Origin of the sequence: Streptomyces longisporoflavus, from assembly GCF_014649775.1 — a bacterium.
Taxonomy (GTDB): Bacteria; Actinomycetota; Actinomycetes; order Streptomycetales; family Streptomycetaceae; genus Streptomyces; species Streptomyces longisporoflavus.
Genome location: NZ_BMTR01000046.1, coordinates 16,737 through 35,577 on the forward strand (window position 1 = coordinate 16,737; position 18,841 = coordinate 35,577).

Below are 18,841 nucleotides of genomic sequence, written 5' to 3' on the forward strand. Positions count from 1 at the left end.
TAGGCACCTATTACGTACGGAGGTCGTAGTGGATACCGAGATCGTGCGGGCGTGGGTCGACGGCTGGGCCATCTCGCGCGGGGCCGCACCTCCGGTAGCGGAGCCCTGGGGGTTCACGGTCGACGTCGGCCTGCCCGGTCAGGTGACCCGGCACGTATTGCCGCACGCCGACGAGGCGCTCGTCCGCAAGCTCACTGAGAGTGCCGCGGCCCCTGGCACCTGGCTCAAGATATGCCTGCCCCCGGAGGCCATCACCCCTTGGCTCGCGCCCGGATGGGCCTTTGACGACCCCGGCTTCCTGATGTCGACAACCCTGCGTCCGTCCGCAGCAGATCTCCCTGCCGACTACCAACTCCGCACGTGGACCCGTGGAGACAGTGGAAGCCATGGAAGCCATGGAAGCCGTGAAAGCCGTGAAAGCCGTGGGCAAGTCACCCGCGCCCTCATCAAGTCCGCGGACGGCGCCTTCGCCGCCCGCGGCCAGATCGCCGGCCACTCGCGTGCCGACCGCGTCGTGTTCGACCAGATAGAGACGGCCCCCGCCCACCGACGCCGGGGCCTGGGGCGCGCGGTCATGCGCACCTTGGCGAACGCGGCGATCGAGGCGGGCGCCCGGACCGGGGTGCTCGGCGCCACAGTTGAGGGACAGGGCCTGTACGAGTCACTTGGCTGGACCACACACGCGCCGCTCACCGGCGTATTTGCTACGCCGGATACGCCAGCCCCGCCAGCCCCGCCAGCCCCGCCAGCCCCGCCAGCCCCGCCAGCCCCGCCGGGCCTCAGGACGTCGGGGCCGGCTTGGGTTCGCCGGGGTTGACCACCGCGACGCCTTCGCCCTCCAGCTTCAGCTGCACGGCCTCGCCCGAGCCGCCCTTCACCATCGAACCGACGCTCTGGGAACGGTGCAGCGACGGGTGCAGCTGCGGGCTCCAGGCAACGACGGCGTCGGTGTCCACGTACACGGGCGCGTCCGGCGTCACAGGCAGTACCAGCGGGATACCTGCACTGGTCAGCGCAAGGCGGCCGGTACCGGTGAACGTGCAGTTGAACAGGCCGCCGCCTGCCATTCCCGCGCCCTTGACGGTGGTGATGTCGTAGTTCAGCGAGGCGTCGAAGCACAGGATGTTCTTGCCGTTGACCGTCAGGCCCCGGTCCTCCTCCACGTCGACGAGGAAGCAGTGCGCCGCGTCGGACGCGAACCAGGCCTCACCCTCACCGCTGACCGTCATCAGGGCCAGACCCTCACCGGTCACCGCGCGCTTGAGGAAGTTGCCCACGCCCTGGCCCTGCCGCTCGAATTCCAGCGAACCCCGCCAGGCGACCATCGTCCCCTGCCGGGCCTGGGCCTCGCCCTTGACGGCGTAGCGCACCGCCATGGCGTTCTCCTGCGTGAGGCCGGGGGCCGACGCGGGCTGAATGAGATTCTCGGGATCGAAGAGATTTCGATGCATAAAGCTTCCGTTACCCCGCCAACTCACCCTCACGCAGGCGGAGTTGAGGCTACGGCAGTGGATCTCAGTGACGGCCGTGCGCGGTGTCGGAAGCTCCGCCGAACAGCCGGGCGACGGCCCGGAAGGGCAGGGTGACGACGGTGGCGATGGCTCCGCCGATGGCGCGGAAGACGTCTGCGATGGCCTTCAGCATGAGGGCACCTCCGAACAAGGCCGTCCGTCCGGCGGACCGGGGACGGCGAATGGGACGCCGCACGGTTCCGTACGGCTTGACCAACCCCCGGTGCCCTGAGCTGAGCAGCGGAAACACGCATGCGGCCGCTGTCGTGAAGTGTCGTCCGTGAAGTGTCGTCGCGCCGTCCGCGGGTACCTGCTCCGGCCAAGAGCCGAACGGCCAAGGAGGAGACATCGTGAGTGAGTGGATACCGGCCTCCCCCGGCGAGGACGGCAGCACCCCCGTTCCCAGGGACCCACCTGACCAGCAGGCCACGGGCGAACCGGACGCCTGGGACCTGGACGTGGGCAAGGCCGACGACGACGGCGACGAAGACAGCGCCAAGGCGGCCAAGGTTCCCGCCACGGACGAGGGAGGCACCGCAAGGCGCGGCAAATCCGACGCCCTGGAAAGCCACCCGGAGAAGCCGGTCCCGGACGAACCGACCGGCTGACGAGCCGAGGTGGGCCCCTGACCTGGAGGGGGCCCACGGCTCGCGGCGCCTCGGCCTCGGCCGCCACCGGCACTTCGTAATGGAGCGCTCTGGAGAAGCGCAGAGAGGATCATGCGATGCATCCAATGCATCCGACGTATCCGATTGAACTGGCGGCGCCCGGCGGGGGACCCGATGGACCACCGTGGCTCGGAATCGCCTTCGGCGTGGTTGTGGTGATCGGAGCGGTGTTCTTCGCAGTCAGCCTGATGCGAGGCCGAGGCAAGTGAGCGAGTGAGGGAGTGAGCGAGTGAGGGAGTGAGCGAGTGAGGGAGTGAGCGAGGGACGACGCGGTTCGCCGGCGTCACCCGCGCCTGAGCCCCTTCCCCCTTGAGCACCTTCCCCCTGAGCCCTTTCCCGCCTGCGCCGCCTTCCGCCTGAGCCCCTACCCGCTGGTGGATTGAGTACGGAAGCTCATGCGGGCAATGACCGGAAGCCCGCAGGGTATGGGCATGCGATCGACATTTCTCCCGAAGCCCTTGCTGGCGGCCGCGCTCGGCGGCGTCGTCGTCCTGGCCGGCTTCGGCGCGCAGGACGCCACTGCCGATCAGGCCTCCGCGGCCCGTACCGTCGCAGCCACGAGCGACGCTGGCGCCGAGGCGCGGTTCCTCGAGATGGCGGACCTCTTCTCGCAGGTCTGTGCCCCGGACGTCTCCAGTGGCGCCGGCGCCGATGCCACAGCGGTGGAGCCGCCCCCCGACTCCACCCTGCCCGTCCTGTTCGATCCGGTGCCGCTGTCCGTGACAGAGACGTGTGTCGCCCAGCGGCACCAACTCCGCATCAGCAAGGCCTTCTCGGGCAAGGGCCCGGCCACGTACGAGGAGATGCGGGACAAGCTGACGAGCCTGCGGTACCCGGCGGCGCGGATCCACCGCATGCCGGACTTCGCGGGCAAGCCCGTGGCAAGGCTCGACGTGCGCGTGGGAGCCGATCACCTGGCTCTGCAGGTCACCGGCATCCCCAGCGGCGTAATGGTGGAGGCGTTCGGCGCTCCGGAGGGCGTGAGCGTGACCGAGGTACGCCTGCAGCCGCAGGTGGACCTGCCCACATCCTGAGGCACTGCTCCGCGACCGGGCAGGTTGCGCTCGCGACCGGCCTGGCCACAAGGTGGGGCCATCGGTACCATCGGTACCATGACGAGCAGCTCCGGCAGCCCTAAGGCGCTGAACCTGAGGTTCCCCGACCCGGCACAGCGCGCGGCGATCGAAGCGGCGGCCCGGCAAGAAGGCATGAGCATGCAGGAGTACATCCTGCAGGCCGCCGTCGACCGGGCCACCGCGGTCGAGAAGACTTTCCTGGCCGCGTTCCAGGCCTCGCAGGCACGTAGCGGCGAAGCCTTCCGCGACCTCGCCGACCTGGACCCGACCCCGGAGCAGCGGGAAGCCGAGCAGACTGCCCGCCGTGACCTGGACGCGCCCGCCCGGGGGCATGCTGCGTGACTGAGGTTCCCCCGAGATGCGGAGTGTGTTGACAGAAGGTCAGATGGGACTCATGAGAGGAACATCGACCATGGCTGCCCCCAGAAAGTACTCGCTGGAGTTGCGTGAGCGCGCGGTGCGGATGTACCGCACCTCCGAGCCGAAGCCGCAGATCAAGAAGCTCGCCGTCGATCTCGGCGTGCACCCCGAGGCCCTGCGCGGCTGGATCAGACAGGCCGAGGCGGACGCCGGCGAGCGTGACGACCGGCTGACCACCGACGAGCGGGCGGAGCTCGCCGCGCTGCGCAAGGAGAACGTCCAGCTCAAGCGGGCGAACGACGTCCTGCGGACGGCCTCGGCTTTTTTCGCGGCGCAACTCGACCCGACCCGGCCCAGGTGACGGCGCTCGTCGACGAACACCCGCACCTGGGAGTCGAGTGCGTCCTGCGGGAACTCTCCATCGCCTCCTCGACGTACTACCGCTGGCGTCGTGCCGAGCGCGAGCCGTGCGAACGCGTGCGCCGGGACGCGGAACTGACCGAGCAGATCAAGGAGATCCACGCCGGTTCGGGCGGGATCTACGGCTCACCGCGCGTGCACGCCGTGCTCAAGCGCGAGGGCGTCCAAGTGGGCCGCAAACGGGTCGAGCGCCTGATGCGCGAGGCAGACATCGCGGGCATCAGCCCACGCCGCAAGGGCTTCACGCGCCGGGACCCCAAGGCCGACCCGGCCCCGGACCTGGTCCAGCGCGACTTCACCGCGAGTGCCCCGAACCGGCTGTGGGTCACCGATCTGACGATGATCGCGACCGGCGAGGGCCCGTTGTGGCTGTCCGCGATCCGGGACGCGTTCTCCCGCCGGGTGGTGGCCTGGGAGACCTCCGCCCGCGCGGACGCCGACCTGGTGCTGTCCACGCTCGAGTACGCCCTCGCGTCCCGTGAGGTCGAGCCCGGACAGCTCATTCATCACGCGGACCACGGCTGTCAATATACGTCGATCAAGCTCACAACCCGCCTGCTGCGAGCAGGAGTTCAGGCGTCCATGGGCTCGGTCGGAGACAGCTACGACAACGCCCTCGCGGAGAACCTATGGATGATCACCAAGACGGAGTGCATCCGCGGCCGCGTCTTCGCCAACCGGGCCGAGGCGAACCTCGCGCTCTTCGAGTACATCGACGGCTTCTATAACTCCCGGCGCATCCAGAAACGACTCGGCTACCTCAGCCCGATCGAGTTCGAGGAGAAGCACTACGCCGACCAGGCAACGGCCGAACGAACGAACCTGAAACCCCGTCAACCCGCCCTGACCAGCTGATCAGCACCTCCCGCACACCGGGGGAACCTCAGACCCAGCCCGAACCACAGCACCCGCTCGACGTCTCCTTCCTTCTCCACGCCGCCGAGCTCCTCGACGGGGACCCTCAGGTCGACGACCTGGGACCCTTGTACGCGGCGATCGGACGAGTCAACGCACGCGCCCTGGAGCACGACATCTACGGCTCGCTCAACCTGAAAGCGGCCGCGCTCCTGCACACCCTGGCTCGGCTGCCCTGCCTCGAGCACTCCAACGCAGCCTTCGCCTGGCACTCCACCGAGGCCTACCTGCTGCTCCACGAGCGCCGCCTGGACTACCCCGTAAAGTCAGCAGCCGACCTGGTCCGCGACGCCGCCTCCGGCAGCAAGGGCGTGGCCGTCATCGCCCGCCAACTGCGCGACTGGACCGTCAACTGACCGTTCGCGGAGCGAGACGGGCTTACGCGGGGGAGTCGACCATGGGTACGGCAAGCGGCAGCAAGCCCGGTACCGACATCGGCGGCGCCCACATCGGACTGATCATCACGGTCGTCGCCCTGGCCGTCACCACTGGCCTGTCAGGCCCGCGCTGGCCTGTGATCGCCGCAGGCTGCTTCACCGCATGGTTCCTCCTCTCGCTGACAGTCATCCGCGGCAGGGGCGGACGAGGCGGCAGGGGCGGACGAGGCGGACGCGGCAGAAGCGCCCTCCGACGGGCCTACGTCGCCACCTTCGGCTGGGGCGACTACATCACCCCCTGAGGGCGTCGATGCGAGCCACAAGCTCCGGCCCGAACGACACAACTAGTGGCCGTCATGTCCCCCGGACGGCGCGCCCGCCGATTGCCCCCTCTCCACCACGACGAACTGCCCCATCATGCCGTCGTCTTCATGCGCCAGCAGATGGCAGTGATACATGTACGGGGTGTCCGGGTCGGCGGGCCCGTCGAATCGCATCGCCAACTTCATCGTCGTGCCGCTCGCCAGGAACACCGTGTCCTTGGCCCCGCGCAGCTCGGGCGGCGGCGCCTCGCCGTTCACCTCGAGCACCCGGAACTGCACGTCGTGCACATGAAAGTTGTGCGGCATGCCGTTGTTGTTCCGGACGGTCCACGTCTCGGTGGTACCCCGCGTAACGGTCTCGTCTATTCGGCCCATCTCCATCGCGCGCCCATTGATCCCGGACTGCTTCAGGTCGAAGAAACGCCCCCGCGCCGGGTTCTTGCCGTCAGGCACCTCCAGCTCGCCCAGACGCCGCGGAATGTCACCCGATGCGCGCAACTGTTTCGCGGCCCGCAGCTCCAGGACGTCGAAGGAGTCGTCGCCGCCACTGAATCGCTGCTCCCACGAACCCCCGTAGTTGTCCTGCGGGAAACTGCGCAGGACGGTCTTCTCGCCCGGCTCCACGCGCACCACGATCTCGGCCCGCTCGCCGGGCGACAGCTGTACCCGCTCCATGCGGGCCGGCTGCTCCAGGAGACCGCCGTCCGTGCCGACCAGGGAGAAGGAGCGGTCGTCCGGGAAACCGAAGTCGTACGTGCGGGCCGTCGAGGCATTGAGCAGCCGCAGCCGGACGAGCTCGTCACCGACCTCCTGATAGGGACGGAGCGTGCCGTTGACCATGGTCCGGTCGCCCAGGAAGCCGACGTTGCGCATCATCTCGTGACCGTGGTCGAACTTGGCGTCGTCGAACTTCACGTCTTGCACGATCACCGGCAGATCGTCGACCCCGTACTTCTTGGGCAGCTTGAGCCGCGCGGACCGTTTGTCGTCGAGGAGGAACATCCCCGCGAGGCCGCGCTGCACGTGCTTTTCCGTCGCGCCGTGCGGATGCGGGTGGTACCAGAGCGTGGATGCCGGCTGGTTCACCGTCCAGTCGGGACTCCAACTGCCGCCCGGTTTGATCATCTGGTGCGGGCCGCCGTCCATCTTCGCGGGCAGGTGCATGCCGTGCCAGTGCACGGTCGACGCCTCATCCAGGCCGTTCCTTATCCGCACGCGGACCTTCTCGCCGCGCTCCGCGCGCAGCGTCGGCCCCAGATAGTCGCCGTTGAAGCCCCAAGTGGGTGTCTTCCGCCCGTCCTCGAATTCCTTCTCGCCCGCCTGCATCCGCAGGTCGAAGACGCGGGTGCCGTCCTTGTCCACGCGGGACTTCGCGAGCGGAGGTATCGACAGTTCGTTGTCGAACTGCTCCTCACCGACGGTGCTGACCTCGGCGTCGTTCCACAGCCACAGGATGCCGCCGCCGATCGCCAGCGCCACCACGGTGACGAATGAGCCGAGAACGACGAGGACGCGCTTGAGTGAGGACATGCTTCAAGCCTCGCGACGAGCCGGGCCCGGGACATCGGGGAACGCCCCGGACCGACCCCCGACGCAACCCCCGGAGTCCTCAGGGATCTGCCCCCTACTGGTCCCTCACTAGCCCCTACCGATCAGGCCTAGTTGGGCCGCAGCAGTCAGCAGAACGCACGATTCTCAACGTGGCCCGCATAGTCACGCGTAGCTTCGACAAGCCGCTCCTCGGCAACGACTGACGGTGGGAGAACCCGGAGGCAAGAGAGGCAAAGGCGGCCCGATCAGCGAATGAGATCCGCCCCTGGGCCGCATTCGGCTTGCGGTACGAACCCCGCGCGCCGACTCGCAGCGCCGTAGCCGAGAGGCCGGGCACCCATGCGGCACACGTTTCCCGGTCCAGTCGTCGCCCCGTTGCGGGCTACGAAAACGGAAATGGGGAGGGCGAAGAACGCCTCGCGACCACAGATCTCTACCCCGAGTTCCCGTTCTGAGCTCGAGCTGCACTTCCGGCGACCGGACTGCGTAGCCGTCAGCGTGCGCGTCCGCCGGGAAGCGGGCCAAGGAACAGGTATTGCTGCTGGTCACCTACCCTGTCCGTCATGAGCCGTTGGGAAGAGCTGACCGGTGGGACGTCCGGAGAGGACTACGCCGCCCGTTTCGCGGCCCTGGCCGACAGCGGCAGGGACATGCATGGTGAGGCACGGCTGTGCGCCACGCTGGTGCCGGCCGGGGCGCGGGTGCTGGATGCCGGGTGCGGTACCGGCCGGGTGATGATCCGGCTGGCGGAGCTCGGTTACGACTGCGTCGGCCTCGACCTCGACGCCTCCATGCTGGCCGTGGCCCGCAGGCAGGCGCCGCAGTTGTCCTGGATGCAGGCCGACCTGGCCACGTTCGACCCGGCCGAGCTGCCTGGTGGCGCGGACTTCGACCTCGTGGTCGCCGCCGGCAACATCTTCCCGCTCCTTGCCGCGGGTACCGAGGCCGCGGTGATCAAGCACCTGGCTGCGGCGCTGCGCCCGGGCGGCCTGCTGGTCGCCGGATTCGGCCTGGACGCGGCCCACCTGCCGGTACCGCCCGCCATCACCCTGCCCGAGTACGACGCCCATTGCGCGGCGTCCGGCCTGGCCTTGGTGAACCGCTTCGCGACGTGGGACGCAGCCCCCTACGAGGGCGGCGGCTATGCCGTCAGCGTCCATCGGGTGCAGGGCCGCGGCTGAGGTCTCCTCCCGCTGGGCTGGCGCGGGCAGGACCCTTCAGGAAGGTCGACGGCCGTGAGGTCGGGGTGGCCGTGAGGTCTCGACTGCCGCGTCGTGGTCGCGGTTAGAGGAGGACAAGGACGACGGGGGCGTGTCGTTTTCCGCGTCGTGCCCACTCTCCGGTGTGGTGGACGCCGCGGGGCGATTGACCAGGAGTACAGCGGAGAGGCTGATGACGAAGCCGGTGATGGCCATTGCGCCGAGGGGGTCGCCGAACATCAGGAACGCCCAGAACGCGGTGGTGGGTGGGCAGAGGTAGATGAGGCTGTTGACCCTGGTCACCGAGTGGTGCTTGAGGTTGAGCCAGTAGAAGCCGTACCCGCCGAACGTAGACAAGAAGACCATCCACAACAGTGCTACCCAGAAGCCCCCGTCGCTGGGAGGCTGAGCGTGCCCGGAGGCGAGGCCCAGGCACGTGAACAGGACGGCGCTGGTGCAGCACTGGATCGCCAGCGAGTCGGTCAGCGCTATGGCCGTACCGTGACCTCGCTGGAGGAGCGTGGCTGCGGTGAGCGTGGCCATACCGATGAACGGAACCGCGTAGATCCAGCCCGGCCTGTCGGTGGCCAGACTCAGGCCGTCACCGATCACCATGGCGACCGCGATCAGGCCAAGGACCAGGCCGATCCACTGGCGCCCGCTCACGCGTTCCTTCAGCAGCGGGCCGACCAGCGCTCCGGCGACCAGCGGCTGAAGGGACTCGATGAGAGATGTCGTGCCGACAGGCACTCCCAGCTCGATGGATTTGACGGAGCTGAGCAGGTAGATGCTCTGGGCGAGCAGACCGACCACGGCCTGCGTGGCGACGTCGCGGGGCGTCAGGTGGTGCCGATGGCGGCGGACGAGCCACCACCACGGCCCCACCAGGGCGGCCACGATGAGGAAACGCCACATCAGGACGGTGAGGGTGTCCGCGGTATCGGTCCCCAGGCGCGCCCCGATGAACCCGGAACTCCACGTCACCACAAGCGCCGCGGCAGGCAGCGGACCGCTGGTCAGGGAGAGTAAACGCACCCGGCAACAGCTCCTGTTGATAGCCCCGATCTAACCCGATCAGTTCCCCGCCTCTCCAGCACCAGACGAGGTACTCCCGTATACCCAGTGCTCGTGGACGACCAACGGTGCGGCATCTTCTACTGGGTCGCGTGCCTCAAGAGGCGCAGCATCGTGAGCGTGAGGTAACAAGTACCCTGCCTTGCGGACTAGTTGGGGTGGCTAATCAACCCCAGCCGACGACCGCGCGCGCTCGAGCTGCTGGGCCCGGGTTTGGGCCCGGGCCCGGGTCCGTGAGGGTGCTCACCGTGGTGGCGGCCGGAGGGCCCTCATCGCCGGTCTGGAGGACGAGGTGGCGGGGCTGCGGTGGATCGGCGAGCACAGCTACGAGGACGCGAGAAGCGGCGGGCCCGGGATGCGCTGGCTTTGCCTTCCGGTGGTGACGGTACGCACGTCAGCCGCGCGATGTACGGCACCCGCGGGGACTGGTTGTACGTCCTGGAGGACGGGTTCGCCGCTACCTGGTTCTTCGGCTACCGAAGAGTGCCCGAGATGGAGCCCCTAGTCGGTGAGGAAATCATCTGCCTCACCCTGAACCACCACGACGCCCCGGCTCTGATCCTCCACGCGCCGGGGGACGGACAGACCCGGCAGGCGGAGTTCGGGGAGGCCACCGAGTGGTCGACGGCATTGGACGCTGCACTGCCTGCGGCGGGCGCGGTGTTCCCCTCTCCGTACGATGGCTCCGATACCACCGCGGAAGAGGCGCAGCTGTACTTCGAGGAGCATCACGAAGAACTCTCCCTGGTGGTGTTCGCTGCTGTCGGCCAGTACTGCGGGCTCAGGATCGACCCGGCCGCAGTCGAGGCCGGCCTGCTTGAACTGGCCATGCTGCCCTTGCCGGTGAATTGACCCGGCGTCTGGTTAAGGAGCCCTTCTGAGGCGCCCTTACGGCCCCCAGCCTGGGGGAGCTGCTTCGCGGGGCATCGCGCAGACAACCGAACGGGAACTTCGCGGACACGCTGGTGTTCATGCAGTTCCCGGTCTTTGAGGGTGTCGGCTCAGTAGGCATCCTTGTTCATGACCCGCATGCCTCCGTCATGAACGAGCTGAAGTTTTGCTGCGATGTCACCCCCGGAGGGGCCCGTACCGGCGGGAAGCAGTCGGGACCGGTACTTGGCCCTGCTCGGAACCTGGCCCCGTCTGAAGTGACAAGGGAGTGCATATGGCCGCCCACGCTCAGCTGCCCATGAGGGAGATCAGAGCGCGGAATTGGGCATGGAGCAGCTTTTCTGTCGCGGTTCTCTTGAATCTCCTCGCGACCGTGGTCGATCTCGACAACTCGCTGTGGTTCGCGCTTCGGACCGTCGTTTCGGTCGTATTCACCGCCTCCCTGCTGACCTGCCTGGTCCTGTGGGCGCAGCGTTCCCGGAACGCCCGGCGGGGTGGTGACGAGGGCTGACGGCAGGTATGCCCTACGCCCGGCGGCAGTCGTCGTCGGGGGTCCCGCAACGCGTGGGGGCTGAATTCCTGGCGGGCGTGGCGGCTGCCGAGCGATTCGAGGCCGGCGGTCGTGCGCAGCTAGGGGCGGCGTGGACGTCGAGAGGTCGCGAGCCGCGCCGCGATCGGCGGACGCACGGACCTTGGCGCCGATCACGTTGTCGAGAACGAGGGGCGGTCCGTGTTCGGTGTGTGGCGGAGCGGGCGGCCGATCAATGCCCGCAGAGTGGGCCACCGGGCGATCAGCAGGTCCCGTTCGGAGGTTGATCAGTCCTGGTGCAGTCCTTCGGCCAGGACGGTGCGGTGCAGCCCCATCCGGGACCCCTGGGCTGGTCCAGCGCCTAGGAGCGGCGGCCTGGCCAGGCTTGCGGGCAGTTCACCGGGTCGGTAGCGGGCCCTCTCCGGTCCGCTACATCCTGCTCACCCGCACGTCGGGGCCCGAGTCGCGCGGCAAAGACGGACGGCAGGGACTTCTCCCACCCTTCCCGCTGTGTTCGAGGCCGACTACCTCCCTTTCGAACACGCGGAAATCTATGTTGGCCAGAGTAGACATTGGCCCTTGGTGTGGTTATGGTTTCTCTCGTAGCCGAGATCGAGCAGGGCCTGGCAGACACGAACTGCCGGGCAGGAGTACCCGCAAGTGCAGTTCGCAGGACGGTGCGGTGGTGGAGTTCCGAAGCCAGAGCGGTTGCAGGACGGCGACGGGACTGACGACCGGACCGGGTGGCCCGCAGTGATCAGGGGCCGCCATGAGCAGGACCGCAGTAAACGCAAGTGCAGTACCCGTTAGTGCAGGTTGCAGTACCCAGCAGTGAAGTTATGTGAGCAGCACCTCGGTGAAGGCGTCGGCTGCGGGCGCGCGCACCGGGAGGTTCGGCAGTGGGGTTCTAAGCCAGAGCAGATGCAGGAGAGGCGACGGGGCTGGCTGCCGAAAGTGACGCTTACTCAGGTCACTAGCAGTACGCATCACCAGTAGTACGCAGTACCCAGCAGTACGCATCACCTAGCAGTACGCAGTTCCCGTAGGTAAGTAAATGGTTCAAGAGGGAAACGGAGGAGCCAGGCGCCATCAGGATCGCCCGGACGGCATATCAGGTCCGGGTACCGCAGGACATCGATAGTGAGGTGGTCTCCGGTCAAGCAACCGCGATCCTCGCGACCCCGACGGCTTCCAGGTCGGGTCAGCGGAAACAGAAGGCCGGCGCAGTATCAGGGCCGGCAGATGGTGTAACAGTTCCTTCGGGGCCCGGGTGCCATATGGCACCCGGGCCCCTCCACGCGTGTGACAGAGAGGTGCAGATGACAGCAGACGACTCGTTCAGCCGTCTCGATGACGACGACTACCCCGCCTACACCATGGGCCGGGCCGCCGAGATGCTCGGCACCACCCAGGGCTTCCTGCGCGCCATCGGCGAGGCCCGCCTCATCACCCCGCTGCGCTCGGCGGGCGGCCACCGCCGCTACTCCCGCTACCAGCTGCGCATCGCCGCCCGCGCCCGCGAACTCGTCGACCAGGGCACCCCGATCGAGGCCGCCTGCCGCATCGTCATCCTCGAGGACCAGCTCGAGGAAGCCCAGCGGATCAATGCCGAATACCGCCGTGCCGCCGGGACGGAACGCCCCACCACCACGGTCTGAGAACCGTGGCGAAAAGGGGCGTGCCAGGCGTCGCTGACACGGGCTGACCAGACGCCGGACGGCCGGGTTCCTGGCCGGACAAGTCGGTCAGTCACCGGGGCCAGGCCGCGGGCGCCGCTACTACTTGGTCGTGTGCGTGGGGTAGACCTGCACATCGGTGTAGGCGCCCTTGATGTCGCCTGCGCTCGCGGGCCAGTCCAGGGTCACGGAGTGGGTCTCGTTGGGGGGCGTGACCAGGATGTTGGTCGGGTTCGAGAGGCTGTCGCCGGTGTTGTCGATGTCGTAGGCGAGGTTGAAGACAGCGGCGTCGCCGGGCTTCAGGGTGGTGATACGGGGCTGGGCCTTGCCGCGCTCGATGGGGTTCGAGGTGTTGTCGGCGTCCTTGATGTCGACACCGGCGAAGCCCGTCGCCGAGCAGGTGGCCGAGCCGCGGTTGACCATGGTGATGTCGATCCGGCCGGAGGTCTCGTCGGGCGCGGCGTCCCTGGCGTCGATGGCCAGGTCCTCCGTCTTGCAGAACGTGACCTTGGCGCCGGTGTTCGTCGCACCGTTGGCAGCCTCGGCCTTGGTGTCCTGCCCGGAGCCCGACTTCGCGCTGTCGGAGCCAGCGCTGCTGTCCGACTTCGAGCCACCGTCCGAGGACGAAGAAGAAGAGGATGACGAGGAGCCCTTGGAGGACGAGTCCTTCCCGGATTCACCGCCGCCACAGGCGGTGAGCGAGAGAGAGGCGGCGACACCGATGGCGGCGAGAGCGGCGATGCGGGTGTTCTTCACGGTGGGTCCCCTGTAAAAGCGTTGGAGCGCGGTGCGTGTGGTCTGAACTATTTGTATCCCACACCGAGTTACAGGAAGTCCTCCGCGACGTCTTCGTTCTGTCACAGGCGGCCGACGCGGCAGACCTCCGGCCACCTCGGCCACGACCTCGCCGACCTGCGCGTTCACGTTCTCAGGCATGCCGTCACGTCGTGCTCACGGCAGGACAGGCAGCGCGTGCTGCTCCAGCACGCCGAGCTCGTTTGCCGGGCCGGCCCATGCGGGAATCCGACCTGTACAGGCTGATCGGCCGCAACATCCCGATCCGTGTCTTGGTGCAACCTGGGGGACCGGCCGGGCCCGCGTCTGGTGCGCTTCGTGGGCGAGGTCCCAGGGGGCCCGTGAAGTGAAGTGGGGCACCCCGCACAATGTGCGGGTGTCCGTGACGGCCGCGGGCGTCCTGCGCCAGCTGGGCCGGGGCGTGGCGCCGCTGCAATGCGCGAGGCGCCGCGAGTTTTCCAACCACGCCCGCACGAGCGTCGTGGCGTACTGGCCGCTTGAGGGAGGGGCGGGGGCGACCGAGTTAGCTTCGGCGATGCCCGGCGCGGCTCCCGTGCGCATCACGATGGCCGGTATCAAACCGGACCATGACGCCCGCCTCGACACCGTCGAGCGCGGGGAGACCGAACGCCAGAAGCCCGACACAGCCCGCCTCGACGCCCTCGAACGGCCACGATGGCCGCTCCGTCCGTGGCCGCCCTGGTCGCCGTCACCGGTCTCACTCTGTCTCTATGACAGCTCGCCGCCCGGTAGACGCACCATGCCCCTCGCCTCGGCCACACACCGGACGGGGGCGCTTTTGTCGTTGCCTAAACTAAGGGCACTTCAAGCCTGGCAGCACTGCCCACAGGCGAGACCTGCTCTGTACCGTCGTGACTATGAGCCCGACGGACGGAGCACAGATGCCACGCCGCACGCTTGCAAGCCGCCGTCCCCTCGCAGCAAGGGGGGCACGCTGATGTTGGAAGAAGCCGAGGAGATCGGCGCCCGCGTCCGGCGCGCACGGCTCCGTCTTGGGATGCCCCAAGCTGATCTCGCCGCCGCTCTCAAGAAGACTCAGGGCTGGGTATCGAAGATGGAACGCGGTCTGATCGAACTCGACCGTATGGGCCTGCTCAACCAGGTTGCAGCCGAACTGCACATACACCCCAACGACCTGATCGGCCGGCCTTACAACAACTCGCCGGACGAGAACCGATGGCAGGTAGCCGCGTCCTCCATCACGCGCGAGATGCGCCGCTACGACCTCGCCCCTGTCTTCAACGGCACTCCTAGAACCGCGGCCCAACTCTGGCAGGAGACAACCCGACTGCACCGACTGCGTGACGCTGCGGCGAACGTCGCAATCGTGCAGATCCTGCCCGACCTCTTGCGCGAGGCCCGCGCGCTCGCCGAGATGTCCACCGGCCACGAACGCGAGGAAGCGTTCGCCATCTACGCCGTGTGCTGCAAGTTCGCCCATACCGCCGCGCACGCCCTCGGTCACCCCGAGTTGATCGCCATGGCATGCGAACGCGCCGCCTGGTCCGCGCGCCTTTCCGGGGACTCCGTCATGCCGGCAGTCGCCGACTGGATGCGGGTGTGGGACATGTGGGCAACTGCTGATTGGGCCGATGCCGTTGCCCTCTCCGACCGCGCCATCGGCAGCGTGCAAGAGGGGTTCGACCGGGGCGAGCCTCTCGCCGTACGCGCGTGGGGAACCCTCCAACTGCGTGCCGCGGTATCGGCCGCGCGAGGCGGACGTGCCGCAGAGGCCGAGGACCGCATCAAGCACGCCAAGACTGCTGCGGACCGATTGGGCAAGTATGTGGGCCCGCCGATCTACGACCGGCATTCCCTCACGTTCTCATCCGGCAATGTGCAGATTCACGCGATCAGCGTGGCCCTGGAGATGGGCAAACAGCGCAAGGCGCTGTCCATAAACCGGCGCACTTCCCGCAAGATGATCGCCGCTCTCCCCAACTCCCGCCAAGGGCATCACCACATGGACCTTGCGCGGGCGTGGTTGTGGGACGGAAATCGGGATAAGGCGCTGGGAGAGCTGGAGACCGCCGAGCGCATCGCACCACAACTCATCCGCAACCACCCTATCGCCAGGTCAACCCTGCGTAGCATCGTGTACGCCGAACGAGCGTCCACCCGTGAGAAGCTGCGCCGCATGTCAGACCGCTTCCACCTGGACGGATGAGGGTGGTATTCCTCCGATTCATATTCGGCCCCCAGCCCGCTCCTAGCTTCGGAGCATGGCCGAACAGATTCCGAAACAACACGCTCTTGGTAGCGCCGGGTTAGGCGCCAAGCCCCCCTTTCACCCGCGCCTCGGCGACCTCGCCCTCGACCTCGCGCACGACGCGCAAATCGGTGTGGTCGTCGATGTGCCGAGTGAAAGCTCGGCGTCGTACCACTTGCGTCTGCCCGGCGGCGGGGGCGACTGGAGAGCGGACTCGGACGGCACCACACTGCGCCCCGTGGCGGTACCGGTCACGCACGTCACGCCCATGCACCGCGACGTCAAATACGACCATCAGGCGAAGCAGGCCGTTCTACCGGTCACAATTCACCACGAGGACGGCGGCATCTCCGAGTCGCTGCTCATCCTCTCGTCGTCGCAAGTCGAGCTGTACCGCGTGCAACTAGAACAGCTCAGCCTGGACCGCGAGAAGGCTTTGGGGCAGTGAGCGCGGCCGTCATGACACATCGTCCGCCGACCCTCGTGCGTCCGCCCGCGCACGCGGCCGTTGCCTTCCGCTGTGAAGTGACCGCTCGCGGCCTGGCCGGGTCCCGCGAGGTCATCGTCGCCCACTACCGGGCTGCCTCCCCCCGCCTTGCCGCCCGATGGATTCGGGCACAGGCGCAGCACCTCGCCGGCCTCCTCGCTCCTGAGGCGACCACGCCCTACCTGCCACCGGCCACCATCGCCCCCGCTGGCCCTACCTGCCCGCGCCCCGACGAGGACCTGCGCATGTGGGCCAGCAACAGCGAGTGGTACGAGCACGCCATACGCGTCCTCAGCTCCGGAAACAGCTACCTCCTCAACGTCACGGACTACGACGCCCGGTATTCCGTGCGCGCCTACGCCCTGCCGACCAGCAACAGGCCGTTGAAGACTGCCGTCCCCGCCGGGTGTCCCGCACATGCCCCGGCCGGGACGGGACGCCACCGCAAACGGCGCCGGTGGCGCACTTGATAGACCCCGTCCCGCGCTAACACGACACCCCGGCGCGGGACGGGCGCACCACCTGTCCAGAATCACCGCCCCAAGACCCTGGGAAGTGAGTCCATGGAACAGTTTGAGCGCGCCCGCCTCGACTCCTATTTCGCGCGTATCGCCGATGTATTCGCTCCAATCGAGCGGCCGTCATCTTTCCTGATCACGCATCTCCTGCCCGAACGTCCTCGTTCGTGGGAGCCGTGGGGAAGACCAGCAACCTGCGGGCAGTCCTCCCCAAACCGAAATCGATCGACGCCAACGCCCGGCGCGCGGTCGAAAAGGTGACCCCGTGCGACATCCTGACGCGCGAGATGTTCGAGGACGCCGAGACGGCCCTCGACTACATCGAGGCGCGCGCCCCTGGGGAGGCCCTCGTACTGCTCGACGTGGGAGGCTACTTCGCCCCCACCATCGACGCTCTGTGCGATCGCTTTTCCGGCCGCATCCTCGGCGTGGTCGAGGACACCGAGAACGGGCACAAGCGCTACGCCGACAGCGACAAGCTGCCCTGCCCGGTCGTCTCCGTCGCACGTTCCCCGCTCAAAGACCCCGAGGACTTCCTCGTGGGGCAATCGGTCGTGTTCTCCGCCGAGGCCCTCATGCGCAACCGCGGCGACATCCTGCACGGCCGTCCCGCCCTCGTGATCGGATACGGAAAGCTCGGGTCCAGCATCGCCCGCCTGCTCCACGCCAAGGGCGTTCAGGTCACCGTGAACGACGTCGACCCCGTACGGCAGGCACAAGCCCTCTCACAGGGTTTCGCGGTAGCACGAGACCGCGACGCCGCCCTGCACGGCGCCGGACTTGTTCTGTGCGCGACCGGCGCTGTGTCCCTCCGCGGCGAGGACTTTTCAAGCCTGCGAAACGGCGCCTACGTCGCCACCGTCACGAGCAGCGAGGACGAACTCGACCTCGACGCCCTGCCCGGCGTCTACCAGCGCACCCCGAACGGCGAGCACGTCACCCGCTACGCAACGACGGGCCACTACTTCTACCTGCTCAACGGAGGAAACGCCGTCAACTTCCTGCACGGCGCATCCGTTGGCCCATTCATCTTCCTCGTCCAGGCCGAGATACTCGCCGGAATCCGCATGCTCACCCGCGGGGACCTCGGACACGGTATGCACGAAGTGGACACCGCCGACCGCAAGACCATCGCCTCGACGTGGCTCAACTACTTCAACCGCTAGGAGACAGGACCCCATGCCGATCACGGCACAGCACGTGCGCGAAACCGTCGACGCCTACCTCGCCGAAAATCCCGGCGACGAGGAGAGCCTTGCCCCGCTTGTCGAGACACTGGACCAGGCGGGCGACACCATCGGCTCACGCAAGGAGTTCCGCGGTCACGTCACAGCCGGTGCCGCGCTGCTCCGCCCCGACGGCCGCGTACTCACCATCGAACACCGCGCCCTGAGCAAGTGGCTACTGCCCGGAGGCCACGTCGAGGACAGCGACACGACTCTGGTCGATGCCGCCCTCCGCGAGCTGGCCGAGGAAACGGGCATCACCTCTGATCAAGTCGAGGTCGCCGGCGATCTACCGCTTCACATCGACGTGCACACCATCCCGGCCAACGAGACCAAGGGTGAGCCGGAACACCTTCACTTCGACTTCCGATTCCTCTTTCGACCCTCGACCGACCTGGTCGAACCCGCCGAACTGGTTGAGCTGCAAGAGGAAGAGGTCACGGCCTACTCGTGGCAGTTCGCCGACACGCTGACGGCCGAGCCGTTCCGCTCCCGTGTGTTGAGCGTCACGCGCTAGTTGGGCCAACTTCCAACCCGACTACACAGCTCGGCCCCGGTACCTACCAAGTACCGGGGCCGCTGCGTGCCTACGTGGACCTCACCGCATGTTGGGCTGGGCCTTTCCCATGCTGACTTCCATCACCTGCTAAGCGGCTGGTGGCGCGCCGCTCCGCTCTGCCCTACGTGTCCAGGTCTCGACTTGCGCGCCTCGCGGCAGCCGCAGCTGCACGGCAGTTCACCTAAATGGAGGGCTACGGGTGGTCGCTACTCAGCGCGCCATGGGGGACTGATTGGGACATCCCTCATCGCCGAAGGAGTTCAGCCATGACTAAGCAGTCCAAGGACAACCAGAACGAGATGGACGACGTGCGGGTGCGGGCATCCGATGACCAGGAAGCATCCGAGGCATCGGAAGACTCGGGCACCGGGTCCATTAGCAGGTCAGGGTCTAAGTACCTGTTGTCGTTCCGAACTTGATCGCTGAGTTTCTGCTGGTGGGAGTGGCTTTCCGCCG

21 protein-coding genes and 1 pseudogene are annotated in these 18,841 nt (G+C 67.7%); 17 read left to right on the forward strand and 5 right to left on the reverse strand.

The genetic code is table 11. The features are described 5' to 3' along the window. Positions 1 to 301 precede the first annotated feature (301 nt). Complete coding sequence (locus tag IE226_RS45160; RefSeq protein WP_308429598.1) at positions 302 to 817, forward strand: GNAT family N-acetyltransferase; 516 nt, start codon at positions 302 to 304, stop codon at positions 815 to 817. Here the strand turns inward: IE226_RS45160 and IE226_RS40765 are convergent. Both IE226_RS40765 and IE226_RS44970 read right to left on the reverse strand, forming a co-directional pair. Further along, positions 780 to 1,451: an AIM24 family protein gene (locus tag IE226_RS40765; RefSeq protein WP_190086573.1), complete on the reverse strand. Its 672-nt coding sequence runs from the start codon at positions 1,449 to 1,451 to the stop codon at positions 780 to 782. The genes IE226_RS45160 and IE226_RS40765 overlap by 38 nt on opposite strands. A 64-nt stretch (positions 1,452 to 1,515) precedes the next feature. Then, a complete protein-coding gene (locus IE226_RS44970; protein WP_268251318.1) occupies positions 1,516 to 1,644 on the reverse strand; it encodes an LPFR motif small protein in 129 nt (42 codons plus the stop codon). A gap of 217 nt (positions 1,645 to 1,861) precedes the next feature. Here IE226_RS44970 and IE226_RS40770 point away from each other — a divergent pair, with 217 nt between their 5' ends. The 7 genes from IE226_RS40770 to IE226_RS40800 all read left to right on the forward strand — a co-directional run bounded on the left by IE226_RS40770 (position 1,862) and on the right by IE226_RS40800 (position 5,629). Further along, on the forward strand, positions 1,862 to 2,119 hold the full coding sequence (locus IE226_RS40770; protein ID WP_190086574.1) for a hypothetical protein: 258 nt from the start codon (positions 1,862 to 1,864) through the stop codon (positions 2,117 to 2,119). 491 nt (positions 2,120 to 2,610) lie between these two features. After that, a complete protein-coding gene (locus tag IE226_RS40775; protein WP_190086575.1) occupies positions 2,611 to 3,213 on the forward strand; it encodes a hypothetical protein in 603 nt (200 codons plus the stop codon). A 78-nt stretch (positions 3,214 to 3,291) separates the two neighbouring features. Further along, positions 3,292 to 3,597, forward strand: coding sequence for a type II toxin -antitoxin system TacA 1-like antitoxin (locus IE226_RS40780; RefSeq protein ID WP_190086576.1), 306 nt, complete (start codon positions 3,292 to 3,294; stop codon positions 3,595 to 3,597). Between the two features lie 70 nt (positions 3,598 to 3,667). Continuing rightward, on the forward strand, positions 3,668 to 3,976 hold the full coding sequence (locus IE226_RS40785) for a transposase (protein ID WP_190086577.1): 309 nt from the start codon (positions 3,668 to 3,670) through the stop codon (positions 3,974 to 3,976). Further along, positions 3,973 to 4,890, forward strand: a complete 918-nt coding sequence (locus tag IE226_RS40790; protein WP_190086578.1) for an IS3 family transposase — start codon at positions 3,973 to 3,975, stop codon at positions 4,888 to 4,890. Before IE226_RS40785 ends, IE226_RS40790 begins: the two co-directional genes overlap by 4 nt. Further along, a complete protein-coding gene (locus tag IE226_RS40795) occupies positions 4,890 to 5,306 on the forward strand; it encodes a fic family toxin-antitoxin system, toxin component (RefSeq protein WP_190086593.1) in 417 nt (138 codons plus the stop codon). Before IE226_RS40790 ends, IE226_RS40795 begins: the two co-directional genes overlap by 1 nt. A 41-nt stretch (positions 5,307 to 5,347) precedes the next feature. Further along, complete coding sequence (locus IE226_RS40800; protein WP_190086579.1) at positions 5,348 to 5,629, forward strand: hypothetical protein; 282 nt, start codon at positions 5,348 to 5,350, stop codon at positions 5,627 to 5,629. Between the two features lie 42 nt (positions 5,630 to 5,671). Here the strand turns inward: IE226_RS40800 and IE226_RS40805 are convergent, their stop codons facing one another. Further along, the gene (locus tag IE226_RS40805; RefSeq protein WP_190086580.1) at positions 5,672 to 7,180 is read right to left on the reverse strand and encodes a multicopper oxidase family protein; all 1,509 of its coding nucleotides are present in this window, start codon (positions 7,178 to 7,180) and stop codon (positions 5,672 to 5,674) included. 584 nt (positions 7,181 to 7,764) lie between these two features. Between IE226_RS40805 and IE226_RS40810 the strand changes: the two genes are divergently transcribed. Then, entirely contained in the window at positions 7,765 to 8,382 is a 618-nt protein-coding gene (locus tag IE226_RS40810) for a class I SAM-dependent methyltransferase (RefSeq protein ID WP_190086581.1), read from the forward strand. Positions 8,383 to 8,418: 36 nt separating this feature from the next. On the opposite strand, the gene IE226_RS40815 is transcribed toward IE226_RS40810, so the two are convergent. Continuing rightward, positions 8,419 to 9,435, reverse strand: a complete 1,017-nt coding sequence (locus tag IE226_RS40815; protein ID WP_190086582.1) for a DMT family transporter — start codon at positions 9,433 to 9,435, stop codon at positions 8,419 to 8,421. A 345-nt stretch (positions 9,436 to 9,780) separates the two neighbouring features. On the opposite strand from IE226_RS40815, the gene IE226_RS40820 reads away from it, so the two are divergent. The 3 genes from IE226_RS40820 to IE226_RS40830 all read left to right on the forward strand — a co-directional run bounded on the left by IE226_RS40820 (position 9,781) and on the right by IE226_RS40830 (position 12,552). Continuing rightward, positions 9,781 to 10,326: a hypothetical protein gene (locus IE226_RS40820; RefSeq protein WP_190086583.1), complete on the forward strand. Its 546-nt coding sequence runs from the start codon at positions 9,781 to 9,783 to the stop codon at positions 10,324 to 10,326. A gap of 412 nt (positions 10,327 to 10,738) precedes the next feature. Continuing rightward, positions 10,739 to 10,876 (forward strand): hypothetical protein, encoded by a 138-nt coding sequence (locus tag IE226_RS40825; protein WP_190086584.1) that lies wholly within the window; start codon positions 10,739 to 10,741, stop codon positions 10,874 to 10,876. 1,337 nt (positions 10,877 to 12,213) lie between these two features. Further along, the gene (locus IE226_RS40830; protein WP_190086585.1) at positions 12,214 to 12,552 is read left to right on the forward strand and encodes a MerR family transcriptional regulator; all 339 of its coding nucleotides are present in this window, start codon (positions 12,214 to 12,216) and stop codon (positions 12,550 to 12,552) included. A 120-nt stretch (positions 12,553 to 12,672) separates the two neighbouring features. Here IE226_RS40830 and IE226_RS40835 read toward each other — a convergent pair whose 3' ends face one another. Next, entirely contained in the window at positions 12,673 to 13,326 is a 654-nt protein-coding gene (locus IE226_RS40835) for a DUF4232 domain-containing protein (protein ID WP_190086586.1), read from the reverse strand. 997 nt (positions 13,327 to 14,323) lie between these two features. On the opposite strand from IE226_RS40835, the gene IE226_RS40840 reads away from it, so the two are divergent. From IE226_RS40840 to IE226_RS40860, 5 genes and pseudogenes are all read left to right on the forward strand, one after another. After that, positions 14,324 to 15,553: a helix-turn-helix domain-containing protein gene (locus IE226_RS40840; protein WP_190086587.1), complete on the forward strand. Its 1,230-nt coding sequence runs from the start codon at positions 14,324 to 14,326 to the stop codon at positions 15,551 to 15,553. Positions 15,554 to 15,608: 55 nt separating this feature from the next. Continuing rightward, on the forward strand, positions 15,609 to 16,043 hold the full coding sequence (locus IE226_RS40845) for a hypothetical protein (protein ID WP_190086588.1): 435 nt from the start codon (positions 15,609 to 15,611) through the stop codon (positions 16,041 to 16,043). Between the two features lie 11 nt (positions 16,044 to 16,054). Beyond that, complete coding sequence (locus tag IE226_RS40850) at positions 16,055 to 16,552, forward strand: hypothetical protein (RefSeq protein ID WP_190086589.1); 498 nt, start codon at positions 16,055 to 16,057, stop codon at positions 16,550 to 16,552. Between the two features lie 93 nt (positions 16,553 to 16,645). Beyond that, positions 16,646 to 17,766: pseudogene (locus tag IE226_RS40855) on the forward strand (adenosylhomocysteinase). A 13-nt stretch (positions 17,767 to 17,779) separates the two neighbouring features. Beyond that, entirely contained in the window at positions 17,780 to 18,343 is a 564-nt protein-coding gene (locus IE226_RS40860; protein ID WP_190086590.1) for an NUDIX hydrolase, read from the forward strand. Positions 18,344 to 18,841 lie beyond the last annotated feature (498 nt).

Coding starts and splice junctions, on each gene's coding strand:
- IE226_RS40780 (WP_190086576.1), top strand. CDS start 3,292: ATGACGAGCAGCTCCGGCAGCCCTAAGGCGCTGAACCTGAGGTTCCCC.
- IE226_RS40765 (WP_190086573.1), bottom strand. CDS start 1,451: ATGCATCGAAATCTCTTCGATCCCGAGAATCTCATTCAGCCCGCGTCG.
- IE226_RS40845 (WP_190086588.1), top strand. CDS start 15,609: ATGGCCGAACAGATTCCGAAACAACACGCTCTTGGTAGCGCCGGGTTA.
- IE226_RS40805 (WP_190086580.1), bottom strand. CDS start 7,180: ATGTCCTCACTCAAGCGCGTCCTCGTCGTTCTCGGCTCATTCGTCACC.
- IE226_RS40810 (WP_190086581.1), top strand. CDS start 7,765: ATGAGCCGTTGGGAAGAGCTGACCGGTGGGACGTCCGGAGAGGACTAC.
- IE226_RS40830 (WP_190086585.1), top strand. CDS start 12,214: ATGACAGCAGACGACTCGTTCAGCCGTCTCGATGACGACGACTACCCC.
- IE226_RS40800 (WP_190086579.1), top strand. CDS start 5,348: ATGGGTACGGCAAGCGGCAGCAAGCCCGGTACCGACATCGGCGGCGCC.
- IE226_RS40785 (WP_190086577.1), top strand. CDS start 3,668: ATGGCTGCCCCCAGAAAGTACTCGCTGGAGTTGCGTGAGCGCGCGGTG.
- IE226_RS45160 (WP_308429598.1), top strand. CDS start 302: ATGTCGACAACCCTGCGTCCGTCCGCAGCAGATCTCCCTGCCGACTAC.
- IE226_RS40860 (WP_190086590.1), top strand. CDS start 17,780: ATGCCGATCACGGCACAGCACGTGCGCGAAACCGTCGACGCCTACCTC.
- IE226_RS40775 (WP_190086575.1), top strand. CDS start 2,611: ATGCGATCGACATTTCTCCCGAAGCCCTTGCTGGCGGCCGCGCTCGGC.
- IE226_RS40850 (WP_190086589.1), top strand. CDS start 16,055: ATGACACATCGTCCGCCGACCCTCGTGCGTCCGCCCGCGCACGCGGCC.
- IE226_RS40840 (WP_190086587.1), top strand. CDS start 14,324: ATGTTGGAAGAAGCCGAGGAGATCGGCGCCCGCGTCCGGCGCGCACGG.
- IE226_RS44970 (WP_268251318.1), bottom strand. CDS start 1,644: ATGCTGAAGGCCATCGCAGACGTCTTCCGCGCCATCGGCGGAGCCATC.